At 67.4% G+C, this 15,033-nt stretch carries 12 protein-coding genes; 7 read left to right on the forward strand and 5 right to left on the reverse strand.

Features of this window, described 5'->3' with window-relative positions:
* Positions 1-654: a TrkA family potassium uptake protein gene (locus NW198_RS05415; protein ID WP_258340325.1), complete on the forward strand. Its 654-nt coding sequence runs from the start codon at positions 1-3 to the stop codon at positions 652-654.
* Positions 655-663: 9 nt separating this feature from the next.
* Positions 664-1,323, forward strand: coding sequence for a TrkA family potassium uptake protein (locus NW198_RS05420; protein ID WP_258340326.1), 660 nt, complete (start codon positions 664-666; stop codon positions 1,321-1,323).
* A 164-nt stretch (positions 1,324-1,487) separates the two neighbouring features.
* On the opposite strand, the gene NW198_RS05425 is transcribed toward NW198_RS05420, so the two are convergent.
* The 3 genes from NW198_RS05425 to NW198_RS05435 all read right to left on the reverse strand — a co-directional run bounded on the left by NW198_RS05425 (position 1,488) and on the right by NW198_RS05435 (position 4,193).
* Positions 1,488-2,066 (reverse strand): nitroreductase family protein, encoded by a 579-nt coding sequence (locus NW198_RS05425; protein WP_087315629.1) that lies wholly within the window; start codon positions 2,064-2,066, stop codon positions 1,488-1,490.
* Between the two features lie 129 nt (positions 2,067-2,195).
* A complete protein-coding gene (locus NW198_RS05430; RefSeq protein WP_258340327.1) occupies positions 2,196-3,023 on the reverse strand; it encodes an HAD-IIB family hydrolase in 828 nt (275 codons plus the stop codon).
* A gap of 9 nt (positions 3,024-3,032) precedes the next feature.
* Positions 3,033-4,193: an aminotransferase class I/II-fold pyridoxal phosphate-dependent enzyme gene (locus tag NW198_RS05435; protein ID WP_087315633.1), complete on the reverse strand. Its 1,161-nt coding sequence runs from the start codon at positions 4,191-4,193 to the stop codon at positions 3,033-3,035.
* 379 nt (positions 4,194-4,572) lie between these two features.
* Here NW198_RS05435 and nrdD point away from each other — a divergent pair, with 379 nt between their 5' ends.
* The 5 genes from nrdD to NW198_RS05460 all read left to right on the forward strand — a co-directional run bounded on the left by nrdD (position 4,573) and on the right by NW198_RS05460 (position 12,145).
* Positions 4,573-6,795 carry an anaerobic ribonucleoside-triphosphate reductase gene (gene nrdD / locus NW198_RS05440; RefSeq protein ID WP_258340328.1) on the forward strand — a complete coding sequence of 741 codons (2,223 nt, stop codon included), beginning with the start codon at positions 4,573-4,575 and terminating at the stop codon, positions 6,793-6,795.
* A gap of 174 nt (positions 6,796-6,969) precedes the next feature.
* Positions 6,970-7,527 (forward strand): anaerobic ribonucleoside-triphosphate reductase activating protein, encoded by a 558-nt coding sequence (gene nrdG, locus NW198_RS05445; protein WP_258340329.1) that lies wholly within the window; start codon positions 6,970-6,972, stop codon positions 7,525-7,527.
* Between the two features lie 264 nt (positions 7,528-7,791).
* A complete protein-coding gene (gene mgtA / locus NW198_RS05450; RefSeq protein ID WP_258340330.1) occupies positions 7,792-10,521 on the forward strand; it encodes a magnesium-translocating P-type ATPase in 2,730 nt (909 codons plus the stop codon).
* Positions 10,522-10,676: 155 nt separating this feature from the next.
* Positions 10,677-11,312, forward strand: a complete 636-nt coding sequence (locus NW198_RS05455; RefSeq protein ID WP_258340331.1) for an N-acetyltransferase — start codon at positions 10,677-10,679, stop codon at positions 11,310-11,312.
* 131 nt (positions 11,313-11,443) lie between these two features.
* Entirely contained in the window at positions 11,444-12,145 is a 702-nt protein-coding gene (locus tag NW198_RS05460) for a hypothetical protein (protein ID WP_258340332.1), read from the forward strand.
* A gap of 42 nt (positions 12,146-12,187) precedes the next feature.
* On the opposite strand, the gene NW198_RS05465 is transcribed toward NW198_RS05460, so the two are convergent.
* Positions 12,188-13,393, reverse strand: a complete 1,206-nt coding sequence (locus tag NW198_RS05465) for a MalY/PatB family protein (RefSeq protein ID WP_258340333.1) — start codon at positions 13,391-13,393, stop codon at positions 12,188-12,190.
* A gap of 509 nt (positions 13,394-13,902) precedes the next feature.
* Positions 13,903-15,033 (reverse strand): 3-isopropylmalate dehydrogenase, encoded by a 1,131-nt coding sequence (gene leuB / locus NW198_RS05470; RefSeq protein WP_258340334.1) that lies wholly within the window; start codon positions 15,031-15,033, stop codon positions 13,903-13,905.

A 15,033-nucleotide genomic window follows, 5' to 3' on the forward strand; every position in this document is an offset into this window, starting at 1 on the left:
ATGAACGTCATCGTTGTGGGCGCCGGTCACATGGGGCGAGGCCTCGCCGAGAGGCTCTGCCGCCAGGGACACGAGGTAACCGTCATCGACCGCGACCCCGAGGAGCTCGAGGCGCTGGGCGAGGACTTTGCCGGGAGGCGCGTGACGGGCGTCGGCTTTGACCGCGACGTCCTCGCGGACGCGGGCATCGACCGCGCGAGCGCCGTCATCGCCTGCACCTCGTCCGACGAGGCCAACATCGTCATCGCCCGCGTGGCGCGCGACACCTACCGCGTCCCCCGCGTCATCGCCCGCCTCTACGACATCAGCAAGGCCGAGGCCTACCGCCGCCTGGGCATCCAGACCATCTCGACCACCGACTGGGGCATCCGCCACGCCTGCGAGTTGCTCACCTACCAGGAGATGGACACGGTCCTAGAGGTGGGCTCCGGGGACGTGCAGCTCGTGCGCAGCGACGTGGCTGCCCTCCTGGAGGGCCGCCCCGTGCGGGAGGTCACGGCCATCGGCGAGGTCGAGGTCGTGGCGGTCTCGCGCAACAACGAGACCTTCATCCCCACGCTGGGGACCGTGCTCGAGCACGGCGACGTGATCTATGCCGCCGTGGCATCGAGCGCCTCGGCCAAGTTCCGCTATATGATCGGCAAGAGCGAGTAGGAGGTCACCATGGACATCATCATAGTTGGCGGCGGCAAGACCGGCACCTACCTCGCGTCTCTGCTCGCCGAGGACGGCTACCGCATCCGCATCATCGAGAGCCGAAAGGACCACGTGGCGCGGCTGCGCGCGCAGTTTGGCGAGCGCGACGTGATCCTGGGCAACGGCGCGGACCCCATCATGCTGGAGCGCGCCGGAATCCTCCACGCAGACGTCGTCGTTGCGGCGACGGGCTCCGACGAGGTCAACCTCGTGGTCTCCACGCTGGCCAAGATGGAGTACAGCGTCGGCCGCGTGGTGGCGCGCGTGAACAACCCGGTCAACGCCTGGATGTTCAACGAGGGCATGGGCGTGGACGTGGGCATCAACCAGGCCGAGCTTCTGGCCCGCTCCGTGCAGGAGGGGCTCGATCTGCGCGACGTCTTCACGATTCTGCGCCTGGGCAAGGACGGCCACGCCGTCGTGCGCGTGGAGGTGCGCCCCGGGTCGCGCGTGGTGGGCGAGGCCCTGCGCGACGTCGAGCTGCCCGGATCGACCATCCTCGTGGCCGTAGACAGGGACGGGGACATCATCGTCCCCAAGGGCGACACACGCTTCGTCGCGGGCGACAAGATCATCGCCTTCACCGACGCCGCGGGGCGCGAGCGACTGCACCGCGCGTTCGCGTAGGCTGCGGACGAAGCCCTTTTGAGGGTATGTACACCGTCTCTTTAGGGTATGTACACCCCGCCGTTCTTATCGGCTTGCAAATTCGCTGGTAGATGGTCTGCCGAGAAGAATGGGTGGGCTGGGACGGTGTACATACCCTCAGAGCGACCAGCGCTGCTCGCGCGCTAGACGAGCAGGTCCTCGAGGTTGAGCTTGGGCACGCAGTGGGTGCCGTCGGCCTCGCGCCAGTAGGTCAGGCCGTGCTCGGTGTCCGGGCCCTCGAGCACGACGCGCTCCCCGCGCCCGCCCACCGCGAGCACGAGCGCCGGCACGAGGCCCTCGGGAAGCGCGAGCTCGTCGGCGAGCCCGGCATCGAAGCTGCGCAGCATGCAGCAGCCAAGTCCGCGCGCGCAGGCGGCGAGCGCCATGGTCTGCGCCGCGATGCCCACGTCGATGAGGCGGATGGGGTTGTCGGCTAGCTCGGCGGGCAGGCAGATCACCACGTAGCCGTGCGGGCGCTCGCCCTCGGCCGGGCCGTCCCAGTCCTTGTAGAGCGCCGCCCAGCGCAGGTGCGGGAAGACCGCGTCGCACGCGTCCTTCTCGCCCACCACGCGAAAGCGCAGCAGCTGCATGTTGTTGCCGCACGGGGCCAGGCGCGCCGCGTCCACGAGGCCCGAGAGCACGGTCTGCCCCACGCGCTTGTCGCTGAAGCGCCGATAGGTGCGCGACGCCGCCACCAGGTCCTGGAACTCCATTCCGTTCATGTGACTCCCCTCTCCACTGGTTATGCCAATTGGGGACGTGTTTTTTCGTGCAGACCGTTTGGGACAGGTCTCCCCTCGCGGAAGCCAAACCTGTCCCTTTTCGTCTGCACGAAAAAACACGTCCCCTTTTTACAGAAGGCCGAGGCGGACGCAGGCGTTCCAGAAGCCGTCGGCGTCGATGTGGTCGGTCACGTAGGTGGCCGCCGCCTTGGCCTCGGCCCCGCCGTTGCCCATGGCCACCGAGGTGCCCACGGCCCCGAACATGTCGACGTCGTTGCCGCCGTCGCCAAACGCCACGCACTCCTCGGGCGCCAGCCCCAGCGCGTCCATGAGGATGCGAACGCCGGCGTCCTTGCCGCCCTCGACGGGCATGACGTCGCAGAAGATGTCGCTCCAGCGGGTGCACTTGCAGCGGCGCGTGCCGTTGAGGATCAGGTGCTCCTCCCCCGGGGCGAGAAACGCGTTGAGCTGGTAGACCTCGTTCTCGAGCGCCCACGCCACGTCACCCGGCTCGTAGTGGTTGTGCGTGAGCTCGATCATGGCCTGCACGCGATCGTCCATGACGTTGACGTACATGCGCTCGCGCTCCATGAACAGGCAGCTGTAGAGCCCGGAGCGCACCTGCTCCACCACGGCGCGCACGTCCGCGCGGTCGAGCGGGTTGGAGTGGACGGTGCGCCCGCCAACCTCGACGAGCTGCCCGTTGAAGGTGACAAAGCCGCCAAAGTCCGTGAGGTCGATCTTGTCCAGCAGGTAGCTCGTGCGCCCCGTGGCAAGAAGCGGCATGACGCCGTTCTCCGCCAGGCGCCGGATGGCCTCGCGCGTGGAGGCGGGCTCACAGTTCTGGCCCAGGCTGAGCGTGGTGCCGTCCACGTCGAGAAGGACGGCGCGGACCTTGGCGGGGGTGGACCAGCTGCCGGGCACGACCGGCGCGGCCTCGAGGCTCTTCTCGTCCATGAGCGCCCCCTAAAGCCCGGAGGCGGCGATGGCGGCCACGGCCTCGCGCAGGCGCTCGGGCGGCATGACCAGGGCCATGCGCACGTAGCCCTCGCCCGAGGGGCCAAAGCTCGCCCCCGGCGTCACGATCACGCCCGCGCGGTCCATGAGCTCGAGCGAGAAGGGCACGGAGTCCGTGCGGCCGTGCGGCAGGCGCGCCCAGACGAACATCGAGCCGTGGGCGTTGGGACGCTCCCAGCCGATGGCCTCCAGCCCGTCGCAGAGGGCGTCGCGGCGCTCCTGGTAGAGCAGGCGCTGGCGCTCGACGGAGTCGCGCGGACCCGTGAGCGCGGCGATGGCGGCGTCCTGCTCGGGGTAGAACATGCCAAAGTCGACCTGGCCGCGGAGCTTGCGCGCGGCGGCCACCACGTCCGGGCGACCCACCAGGAAGGAGAGACGCGCCCCGGTGACGTTGAAGGACTTGGAGAGCGAGAGGAACTCCACGCCCACCTCGAGCGCGCCCGGATACGAGAGGAACGACCCGCCCGGCTCGCCGTCGAAGACGATGTCGGAGTAGGCGTTGTCGTGAATGACCACGAGGTCGTGGGCGCGAGCGAAGGCGATGGCCTCCTCGTAGACCGCCGGCGTCCCCACCGACCCCACCGGGTTGGCGGGAAGTGACAGGATGAGGTACTTGGCGGCGTCGGCCACCTCGGCCGGGACGTCCGCAAGGTGCGGCAGGAAGTCGTGCTCGGCGGTGAGCGGGTAGTAGAAAGGACGGGCGCCGGCGAGCAGCGTCGCGTTCTGGAAGACGGGGTAGCACGGGTCGGGCACCAGGCCCACCTCGCCGGGGTCGGCGAGCGCCGCGACCACGTGGCCCAGGCCCTCCTGGGTCCCGCGGCAGCTCATGACCATGTCGCGCGTGACGCCGGTCACGCCGAAGCGGCTCTCGTAGTACCCGCAGACGGCATCGAGCAGCTCGTCCTTGTCGTGCAGCGAGTACTTCCAGTTGGCGGGGTCCGCGGCGCTCGCGCGCAGGGCCTCGACCACGTGGGCGGGGGGCTCGAAGTCCGGGGTGCCCACCGAGAGGTCGAAGACCTGCCGACCGGCGGCCTCCAGCTCGCGCCGCCGCACGTTGAGCGCCGCGAACACCTCGTCGCCAAACAGATCGAGCCGCCTTGAGAACTGCATGTGGTCCCTCCCGTGAGCAGGTCGCGCCAGTGATGCCGGACGTCGTCGCGTCCGGCACGTCCACTCTACCCCTTCGCCGCCGCCACGGGACGGCGCCTCCCGCTCACGTTTCCGACCGTTCACAGGGCGGCGAGCGGCAGGCTCAAAAGGAGTCAAGTTTCGGTGGACCCCGCATTAGGAAAAAGCTTTTTGCGGCGGTGCATTTGCTACCTGCCGCGATATGACTTATCAACAGCATTCAGCAGGTTGTTTACAATATGTAGTGTATTTTCACGACCATACCCACTAGAAATTGTGTCATAGTAGCTTCTACCACTTGATACGTCAGACCGGGCGCGTCCTTGCGGGCGCGCCCTTTCATCGGGGAGAAGAGGCCGCAATGAAGATCATCAAGCGCAACGGCTCGGAGGTCACCTTCGACATCTCGAAGATCGAGAACGCCATCCGTGCCGCCAACAATGAGGTGCCCCAGAGCGAGCGCCTCACGGAGCGCGAGGTGAAGTTCGCCTCCCTGAACGTCACCGACGAGTGCATGGAGGCCGGCCACACCGTCACCGTCGAGGAGGTCCAGGACCTCGTCGAGGACCAGCTCATGGCCCTCGACCACTTTGAGGTGGCCCGCAAGTACATCATCTACCGCTACGTGCAGAACCAGAAGCGCCACAAGAACACGACCGACGACAAGATCCTCGCGCTCATCGAGTGCAACAACGAGGAGGTCAAGCAGGAGAACTCCAACAAGAACCCCACGGTGGTCTCCGTCCAGCGCGACTACATGGCCGGCGAGGTCTCCAAGGACCTCACCATGCGCGAGCTGCTCCCCGCCGACATCGTGGAGGCTCACAACGAGGGCATCATCCACTTCCACGACTCTGACTACTTCGCGCAGCACATGCACAACTGCGACCTCATCAACCTCGAGGACATGCTGCAGAACGGCACGGTGATCTCCGGCACGCTCATCGAGCGCCCGCACAGCTTCTCCACCGCCTGCAACATCGCCACGCAGATCATCGCCCAGGTGGCCTCCTGCCAGTACGGCGGCCAGTCCATCTCCCTCACGCACCTCGCGCCCTTCGTGGACGTCTCCCGTCAGAAGATCCGCCGCCAGGTGGAGGCGGAGATGGCCGCCATCGACGCCCACCCCGGCGAGGACAAGATCGCCCAGATCGTCGAGGGTCGCCTGCGCGAGGAGGTCGCCCGCGGCGTGCAGACCATCCAGTACCAGGTGGTCACCCTCATGACGACCAACGGCCAGGCGCCGTTCATCACGGTCTTCATGTACCTCAACGAGGCCAAGAGCGAGCAGGAGAAGGCCGACCTGGCCCTGTGCATCGAGGAGATGCTCAAGCAGCGCTACCAGGGCGTCAAGAACGAGGACGGCGTCTGGATCACCCCCGCCTTCCCCAAGCTCATCTACGTGCTCGAGGAGGACAACGTCCGCGAGGGCACGCCGTACTTCTACCTCACCAAGCTCGCCGCCAAGTGCACGGCCAAGCGCATGGTCCCCGACTACATCTCCGAGAAGAAGATGCGCGAGTTCAAGCTCTCCAAGGGCGAGACCGAGGGCAACGGCGACTGCTACACCTGCATGGGCTGCCGCTCCTTCCTCACGCCGGACCGCTCGGGCAACGGCTACGACAACGTGGCCAACGCCGGCAACTACGAGCCGGGCAAGCCCAAGTACTACGGCCGCTTCAACCAGGGCGTCGTGACCATCAACCTCGTGGACGTGGCCCTCTCCGCGGGGCGCGACATGGACAAGTTCTGGGAGATCTTCGACGAGCGCCTGGAGCTGTGCCACCGCGGCCTGCGCTGCCGTCACGAGCGCCTGCTCGGCACCACCTCGGACGCCGCCCCGATCCTGTGGCAGTACGGCGCCCTCGCGCGCCTCAAGAAGGGCGAGAAGATCGACAAGCTCCTCTACGGCGGCTACTCCACCATCAGCCTCGGCTACGCCGGCCTCTACGAGTGCGTCAAGGCCATGACCGGCCACAGCCACACTGACAAGGAGGCCACGCCGTTCGCCCTGGCCGTCATGCAGCACATGAACGACAAGTGCGCCGAGTGGAAGGCCGCCGAGAACATCGACTACTCGCTCTACGGCACGCCGATCGAGTCCACCACCTACAAGTTCGCCAAGTGCCTGCAGCGCCGCTTTGGCATCGTCCCGGGCATCACGGACAAGGGCTACATCACCAACAGCTACCACGTCCACGTGACCGAGCCGATCGACGCCTTCACCAAGCTCCGCTTTGAGTCCGAGTTCCAGCGCCTCTCCCCCGGCGGCGCCATCTCCTACGTGGAGGTGCCGGACATGCAGGACAACCTCGAGGCCGTCATCTCCGTCATGCAGTACATCTACGACCACATCATGTACGCCGAGCTCAACACCAAGAGCGACTACTGCCAGGTCTGCGGCTACGACGGCGAGATCCAGATCGTCGAGGACGACGGCAAGCTCGTGTGGGAGTGCCCGCACTGCCACAACCGCGACCAGTCCAAGATGAACGTGGCGAGAAGGACGTGCGGCTACATCGGCACCCAGTTCTGGAACCAGGGCCGCACCGAGGAGATCAAGGACCGCGTGCTGCACCTGTAGCATTCTCCCGCGGGACCGGAGGTAAGGCCCCGTGCTCAGACATTCTCGCGCTTCGCGCTGCGAAACTGCGCGCGGGACCTTACCTCCGGTCCCGCGCGCACTGTTATCGGGGTGCGGCACGCGGGCCTTGGCCCGGCGCGTCCCTGCGGTTCTTCTCAGCAAATTGGAGTTGGAATGAACTACGCGAACATCAAGTACTGCGACATCGCAAACGGGCCGGGCGTGCGCACCACGCTCTTCGTCTCCGGGTGCCGCCTGCACTGCCCCAACTGCTTCAACGAGGAGGCATGGGACTTCGAGGCCGGCGAGCCCTTCACGGCAGAGGTGGCCGAGAAGATCATGGACTCGATGGACGTGCCCTACGTGGGCGGCCTCACCATCCTCGGCGGCGAGCCCATGGAGCCGGAGAACCAGGCCGGGCTCGTGGGCTTTCTCGAGGCGGTGCGCGAGCGCTTTGGGGACAGCAAGTCCATCTGGCTCTTCTCGGGGCACACCTGGGACCAGCTGGCGCCCGGCGGCGCGTGGAACCTCGGCGACGTCACGGACCGGCTGCTCGACACGCTGGACGTGCTCGTGGACGGGCCCTTCGTGCAGGACCTCCATGACATCACGCTGCGCTTCCGCGGCTCCTCCAACCAGCGGCTCATCGACGTGCCCGCCACGCTCGAGGCGCCGGCCGACGACGTGGTCTGGTGGGAGGACGAGCCGATCTTCTCCACGCACACGATGTAGGCACGACATGAAGGCAGGTTGTAGAACCCGGAAGAATTGGGCATACTGACCAGAGCAGAGAGGCGGGCACGCGCCCGGACCCGAGGGAGGTGGTTTTCCCATGAGTGACAGTCACAGTCGCAAACACGTAGCACCAAGGTCCATGGGAGAGACGCCTGCCGGTCGGGACGGCTGGCGCCGCCGCGCATAGCGCACGCTCAAGAAGCACTCCCACGGGCTGCCACGAGCGGCCCTTTTCGTATCCCGGGATTGTGAGGTGGCGCCATGCTGCTGGCCACCCTCCTCTCGCGTGCCCTCGCACGCCGCACAAACGTCACCCCGAGCGCGACCCGTCCCGGAGCCGACTGGCTCCGCCACGTGGCGAGCATCTCGCCCGACGAGCTCCTCGCGGAGATCGGGACGCGCGCCTCCGGCCTTACGGAGGAAGAGGTCGCGCAGATGCGCGCCTTCTGGGGAGAGAACAGCCTCGGAGGCACCGAGCGCCCGTCGCTACCGCGGCGCGTGCTTGCCGCGTTCCTCGACCCCTTCACCGGCATTCTCGTGTTCATCGCCGTCGTCTCCGTGCTCACGGACTGGGTCTTCGCGCGGCCGGGCGCGCGCGACCTCACCACGCCCGCCATCATCGCCGTTATGGTGCTGGTCTCGGGCGTGCTGCGCTTCGTTCAGGACGAGCGGAGCAGCGACGCCGCCTCCGCCCTCGCCGAGATGGTCGAGACCACCTGTTGCGTGGAGCGCGCGGAGTCCGGCCGTGTGGAGCTGCCGGTCGACGAGCTCGTCGTGGGAGACGTCGTGCACCTCTCCTCGGGCGACCTCGTTCCGGCGGACCTGCGCCTGATCTTCTCGCGCGACCTCTTTGTGAGCCAGTCTGCGCTCACGGGGGAGTCCGAGAGCGTCGAGAAGCACCGGGAGCTCTCCGCGGGAGACGCCTCCAGCGCCTCCGTCACCGACCTCGATGACCTCGCCTTCCTGGGCAGCAGCGTGATCTCGGGCGCCGCCACGGGCGTGGTGGTGGCAACGGGGGCCGCAACCCTCATCGGCGAGACCGCCTCGGGCCTCGCCTCCGCGGAAGGGCGCGGTCGCACGACCGCTTCGGGAGAGGGCGTCGCCCGCACGAGCCGCCTGCTCGTGGTCCTCATGCTCGTCATGGTGCCGGCGGTGGTTCTCGTGTCCGGCCTCACCAAGGGCAACTGGGTCGACGCCGTGCTCTTCTCGCTCTCCGTGGCCGTGGGGCTCACGCCGGAGATGCTCCCCGTACTCGTGACGTGCTGCCTCGGCAAGGGCGCGGTCGACCTCTCGCGCGACAGGGTCATCGTGAAGAGGCTCGACGCCGTCTCCGACCTCGGGGCCATCGACGTGCTCTGCTGCGACAAGACGGGGACGCTCACCGAGGATCGCGTGGCCCTCGAGCGGCACCTCGACGTGCGGGGCGCGGAGGACCCGGGCGTGCTGCGCGCCGCCTTCGTGAACAGCTTCTTCGGGACGGGCGTCAAGAACCTCATCGACTCGGCCATCCTGCGCCGGGCGCTCGAGCTCGACCCCTCCGTGGAGGAGCTCTGCGAGCGGTACGACCTCGTCGACGAGCTTCCCTTCGACTTCGAGCGCAGGCGCCTCAGCGTCGTGGTGGGCGACGGGACGGGAGAGACGCTCATGATCTGCAAGGGGGCGCTCGAGGAGGTGCTCGACGCCTGCGCCTTCGCAGAGCTGGACGGACGAGCCGTGCCCCTCTCCGCCTCGCTGGCGGACGACGTCACCGCCCGCGCCGAGGTTCTTGCGACCCAGGGCATGCGCGTCCTCGGGGTGGCCCTCAGGGAAAGCCCGGAGGGCGTCGGCAGGCTCACCGTGGCAGACGAGAAGAACATGACGCTCGTTGGGCTTCTCGCGTTTCTCGACCCGCCCAAGGCGAGCGCGGCCGAGGCGGTGGCGGCGCTCGCGGAGCACGGAGTCGAGACCAAGGTCCTCACCGGAGACTCCCCGCGCGTGGCGGCGCACGTGTGCGGCGCGATCGGCATCCCCGCGGGTGACGTGCTCACGGGCTCCGAGGTCGAGGCTCTTGACGACGAGGCGCTCGCCCGCCGCCTGCGGGATGTCTCGGTCCTCGCCAAGCTCTCGCCCTCCCAGAAGGCGCGGGTGGTGAGCGTCCTCAGGGGCGAGGGGCGCTCCGTGGGCTTCATGGGCGACGGGGTGAACGACGCCGCGGCGATGGCGGCCTCCGACTGCGGAATCTCCGTCGACTCCGCCGTGGACGTGGCCCGCGAGGCGGCTGACCTCATCCTGTTGGAGAAGGACCTCCTCGTACTTGAGCACGGGATCGTCTGCGGCCGCCGGACCCTCGCCAACATGACCAAGTACGTGAAGATGACCGTGAGCTCCAACTTTGGCAACATCTTCTCCGTGCTGGCCGCCTCGCTGCTGCTGCCCTTCCTCCCCATGAGCGCGGTCCAGCTCCTGCTCCTCAACCTGGTGTACGACCTCACCTGCACCGCGATACCCTGGGACAGCGTCGACGACGAGCTGGTTCGCGCCCCGCGCAGGTGGGACAGCGCCTCCATCCGCCGCTTCATGGTCGCCCTGGGTCCCGTGAGCTCCGTCTTCGACCTCCTCACGTTTGCCGCCCTCTTCTTCGTGGTGTGCCCCGGCGTCGCGGGCGGTCCCTGGGGCGCCCTCGGCGATGCCGGACGGACTCTCTTTGTGGCGACGTTCCAGGCAGGCTGGCTCGTCGAGAGCATGTGGACGCAGACGCTGGCGGTCCACCTCGTCCGAACGCAGCGCGTTCCGTTTGTTGAGAGCCGGGCGTCGGCTCAGCTCGCCGCCCTCGGCGCGGCGGGCGTCGCGCTCGTGACGGCGCTGCCGTTCACGCCGCTCGGCGCGGCGCTCGACCTCGCACCGCTGCCCCTCTCATACTTCGCGCTGCTCACGGCAATCGTCGCCCTCTACGCGGCGGCGCTCCTGGTCGTCCGCCGGCGCTTCGTCCGCCGCAACGGGACGCTGCTGTAGGCCCCCTTGTGTGACGATTAGGCGTGACAATTAGGACAGGTGACAGTTGGGGCGGGTGACAATTAGGACAGGTTAAATTGTCACACAGCAGAACGTGTGACAATTTAACCTGTCCTAATTGTCACCCCTAACTGTCACGCCCCGAGAGGATGCCCATGACCGTGCTCGACACCAGCGTGCCCCACGTCCCCGTGCTCATGGTGCTCGGGGACCACGAGCCGCCCGCCGACGTCGCGCTGCCGGCAGGCTATCGCTTCGCGACCTGGGAGCCGCGCTTCCGCGAGCCGTGGGTGCGGCTGCACGTTCTTCTCGGCCAGCTGCCCTCCTTCGAGGAGGGGCTCGCCTACTTCGAGCAAACCTACGAGACGGACCCCGAGGCGCTCGAGCGCCAGATGATTCTCGTGGTGGACGAGAAGGACGAGCTTGCCGGCACGAGCTCGCTGTGGCGGGGCGACCACTTCGGCGAGCCGCGCCTGCGCGTGCACTGGGTGGGCGTGGACCCGGCCCACCAGCGCCGCGGCCTGGCCCGTGCGCTCATGCTCCGGACCATCCGCCTCTTTGACGAGCTCGTGCCCTCGGGCGAGCCGCCGCTTTACCTCACCACGCAGACGGAGAGCTGGCCGGCGTGCGGCATGTACCTCAAGCTGGGCTTTGTTCCCTATGTGGGCCCCATGCCGACTGGCTTTGCCGCAGAGCCGGCGACGTTTGGCGAGAAAAACGACGAGGCGTGGCGCATCATCCGCGAGAAGCTCGAGGAGAGCGGCCGCCCGCGGCCGAAAGCGCGCCGCTGACGGATTGCCCGCGCCGGCTCGACGTTGCGCGACCCTCCCGACCTCGGCTCGCAGCTCCGCGTCTGCCGTGAGGCGGACGGCGGGAACGCACAAGCTGCTAGCCTCCTTCGAACCCGATCGAAGGAGGTCCCATGAGCTTGCACTGGCAGACGCCAAACGGCCCCGTGACGGCCGTCTACGTCCCCTACTCCCACATGGACGACGATGACGCACGTCTTTTCTACGACACCATCAACGCGCTGCTCGTCTACGCCAACGAGCGGCTGGGCATCGTGGACCCCGGCGCCCTGCGCGAGCGGAAGGGGGCTCCGTGCATGCTCTACGAGCACGGCGGGCAGGTCGCGGACATGCTCTGGAGAAACCGCTGGCTCGTTGACGACTTCGTGCGCGACAATCCCCTGCACCTGAGCCAGGAGCAGCTCGACTGCGCGCGTCCCTGGCGCTGGGCGCTGCGCGACATGTTCACCGTCGTACAGGCCAACGAGGACAGCGTGCTGTACATGAACCGAACCCACCTCTTTACGGTGGGCGCGAGCCAGGACCCGGCGGACAGCCACGTGCACCACATCCCCTCGCTCATGCTCCTCACGCTGCTGCCCTTCAAGGGAGGCATCGTGACGAGCGGCATGACGATCCACCTCTCCCAGGAACCGGCAAGCTGGGCCGTCCCCCTCATTGCCCAACAGGCAAAGGAGCTGGCCGAGCGCACCGTCATAGCAGCGTCCGGCCAGCTCATAGCCTATGGTCGAAGGATCTCCGACGACGAGAACCTCGTGACGGAGCGCTTTCAGAGAGAGGTTGACCGGGGCTTTGCCAGCGGCCTGCTCCTGTAGGGGAACCGATCGGGGCACCGTCTGGGATGCCCCGATCGATCGTCAGCAGAAGACGTGCTCCTCCAGACGACCAAAGGCCTCCTGCACGCGCGAGAGCGGCAGCGCGAGGTTCATGCGGATGTGGCACGGCCCGTGGAAGGCGCGGCCGTCCTGCCAGCAGACGCCCACGCGGTGCCCCGCGCCCAGGACCTCGTCGATCGTGCGCCCGCTCCGCGCGCACCACTCCGTGCAGTCGAGGAAGAGCATGTAGGTGCCCTGGGGACGGAAGACGCTCACGCCGGGCAGGCGGCTCTCGATGAAGTCGCACGCCCAGTCGACGTTGCCGGCGATGACCTGGTTGAGCTCGTCTGCCCAGACGCGGCCCTCGGGGCCGTACGCGCCGATGAGCGCGTGCTGCGAGAGGACGTTCATGCTGTTGTAGTGCGTCTTCTTGGCCTTGGTGGTCACGCGGTCGCGCAGGTAGTCATCATAGATGACGTGATAGCTGCCGATGAGGCCGGCGAGGTTGAAGGTCTTGGACGGGGCGTAGAGCGCGATGGTGCGCCGGCGAGCGTCGTCGGAGACGGACTGGGTGGGGATGTGCGTGACGCCCGGCCGCACGATGTCGGACCAGATCTCGTCGGAGATGACCACGCAGTCGTGGGCGGCGTAGAGCTCCATGGCGCGCTCGATCTCCCAGCGCTCCCAGACGCGGCCGCAGGGGTTGTGCGGCGAGCAGAAGATGGCCACGTGGATACGCTCCTCGGCGAGGCGGCGCTCCATGTCCTCATAGTCCATGCGCCAGACGCCGTCCGCATCGCGCACGAGCGGCGAGTGCACGATCTTGAAGCCGTTGTCCTCGAGACTGTGCGTGAAGCCCACGTAGGTGGGGCTGTGCACGAGCACCGGGTCACCGGGCGCGGCAAACGCCGTGAGGGCGGAGACCACGCCTCCCAGAACGCCGTTCTGGTAGCCGATGTGCTCCGGAAGCAGTTCGCCCACGCCCTTGCGGTCGCGATGCCAGTCGATGATGGCCTGGTAGTAGGCGTCGCTCGGGCTGAAGTAGCCAAACGTGGGATACTGCAGGCGATCTTTGATCGCACGGATGATCGAGGGGGCAACGGGGAAGTTCATGTCGGCCACCCACATGGGGATGGCGTCAAAGCCGGCGTCCGGCGCGGGATATCCCGAACCGGGCGCTCCGATGGCATCGACGGCGAGCGCATCGTGGCCCGCGCGGTCCAAGATGGTGGTGAAGTCGTAGGTCATGGCGGTCCTCTCGTCGCGAGTTCAACACGTTAGGATACTCGGTCTCATCGGGCTCCGCACCGTGCGGCGGCGAATCGGCCGTCGTCGCTGCAAAACGAGCCTTGAGTCCATATTCCACGCCCGGCCAAAGCAAAACCCGTCTTCGATCCATGCTATTTCGACATGTTTGGCCACGACAGAAGGTGTCCCCGAAACGTCGGTCAAGAAGATCCGCAGGTAGATTGAATATCAAGAATCTAAGTTTATTTTTGGCAGGGTTTTGTCGCCAATCTTCATGGATCGAAGGCGACTTTTGTTCCCGGCGCACCAGAGATATGGATTGGAGGCAGCTTTTGCAGCTGCGATTCCCGTCTGGGCCATGCCGAAGACAGCCACGGACGTCACGCACCTTCCGCCGGAATGTCCACCGACAGAAAGGAGGCCCAGGAGGTCCGCCGCGAGTTCTTGCCGCGTCCTTCACGGCAAGCTGTCTGAGCGCCGGATCTCCTGGGCCCCCTAGCCTGGAGCGTCTAGCCCAGGGCCTCCACTATCTTGTCACCCATCGCGGCTGTGCCGAGCACCTTGTCTGCGGGAGTGGACTCGTCGGCGATGTCGACGGTGCGCCAGCCCTCGTCGAGCACGCGCGTGACCGCGGCGGCAAGCTCGTCTGCCGCGGCGTCCATGCCAAAGCTGTAGCGCAGCATCAGCTCCACGGAGAGGATCTGCGCGATCGGGTTGGCGATGCCCTGACCGGCGATGTCGGGCGCCGAGCCGTGGCTCGGCTCGTAGAGGGCCGTGCCGTCGCCCAGGCTCGCGGAGGCGAGCATGCCGAGCGAGCCCGTGAGCATCGAGGCCTCGTCGGAGAGGATGTCACCGAAGGTGTTCTCGGTCACGAGCACGTCAAACTGCGCCGGGTTGGCGATGAGCTGCATCGCGGCGTTGTCGACGTACATGTCCTCGAGCGTCACGTCGGGGTACTCGGCGGCGATGTTGTGGGCGACCTCGCGCCACATGCGCGAGGTGTCAAGCACGTTGGCCTTGTCGACGGAGTGGACCACGCCGCGACGGCGTCGCGCCGCGTCAAAGGCCCAGCGTACCACGCGGTCGACCTCGTACTCGGAGTACTCCAGGACGTCGCGCGCGTACTCGCCGCGCGTGCCGCCCACGCCGGCGCCCTCGACGCCCATCGTGCGCTCGTGGCCGCCAAAGTATAGGCCGCCCGTGAGCTCGCGGACGATGATGAGGTCGACGCCGTGCAGCACCTCGGGCTTAAGCGAGGAGGCGTCGATCAGCGCGTCGAACATGCGCACCGGGCGCAGGTTGAGGTAGAGCCCGAGCTCCTTGCGGATGGCAAGAAGGCCCTGCTCCGGACGCACGGCCCCCACCTTGGTGTCGGTCCACTTGGGCCCGCCCACCGCGGCGAGCAGGACGGCGTCGGAGGCGCGCGCCGCCTCGAGCGTCTCGGGAGGCAGCGCCGAGACCGGGCCGCCCGCCTCCGTGGTGGCGTCGATCGCGGCGCCGCCGATCAGCTGGTCCTCGCAGACGAACTCGACGTCGTACTTCTCGCCCAGCGCGGCGAGGACCTTCTTGCCCTCGGCGATGATCTCGGGGCCGATGCCGTCGCCCGGAAGGGTGCAAACGCGATAGGTCCTGCTCGCCAT

This window comes from Thermophilibacter sp. ET337, from assembly GCF_024733715.1.
Lineage (GTDB): Bacteria > Actinomycetota > Coriobacteriia > Coriobacteriales > Atopobiaceae > Thermophilibacter.

What these genes read in the sequence shown, in the direction of transcription:
- NW198_RS05465 (WP_258340333.1), bottom strand. Translation starts at nt 13,393, where the DNA reads ATGACCTACGACTTCACCACCATCTTGGACCGCGCGGGCCACGATGCG.
- leuB (WP_258340334.1), bottom strand. Translation starts at nt 15,033, where the DNA reads ATGGCGAGCAGGACCTATCGCGTTTGCACCCTTCCGGGCGACGGCATC.
- mgtA (WP_258340330.1), top strand. Translation starts at nt 7,792, where the DNA reads ATGCTGCTGGCCACCCTCCTCTCGCGTGCCCTCGCACGCCGCACAAAC.
- nrdD (WP_258340328.1), top strand. Translation starts at nt 4,573, where the DNA reads ATGAAGATCATCAAGCGCAACGGCTCGGAGGTCACCTTCGACATCTCG.
- NW198_RS05430 (WP_258340327.1), bottom strand. Translation starts at nt 3,023, where the DNA reads ATGGACGAGAAGAGCCTCGAGGCCGCGCCGGTCGTGCCCGGCAGCTGG.
- NW198_RS05425 (WP_087315629.1), bottom strand. Translation starts at nt 2,066, where the DNA reads ATGAACGGAATGGAGTTCCAGGACCTGGTGGCGGCGTCGCGCACCTAT.
- NW198_RS05415 (WP_258340325.1), top strand. Translation starts at nt 1, where the DNA reads ATGAACGTCATCGTTGTGGGCGCCGGTCACATGGGGCGAGGCCTCGCC.
- NW198_RS05455 (WP_258340331.1), top strand. Translation starts at nt 10,677, where the DNA reads ATGACCGTGCTCGACACCAGCGTGCCCCACGTCCCCGTGCTCATGGTG.
- NW198_RS05460 (WP_258340332.1), top strand. Translation starts at nt 11,444, where the DNA reads ATGAGCTTGCACTGGCAGACGCCAAACGGCCCCGTGACGGCCGTCTAC.
- NW198_RS05435 (WP_087315633.1), bottom strand. Translation starts at nt 4,193, where the DNA reads ATGCAGTTCTCAAGGCGGCTCGATCTGTTTGGCGACGAGGTGTTCGCG.
- nrdG (WP_258340329.1), top strand. Translation starts at nt 6,970, where the DNA reads ATGAACTACGCGAACATCAAGTACTGCGACATCGCAAACGGGCCGGGC.
- NW198_RS05420 (WP_258340326.1), top strand. Translation starts at nt 664, where the DNA reads ATGGACATCATCATAGTTGGCGGCGGCAAGACCGGCACCTACCTCGCG.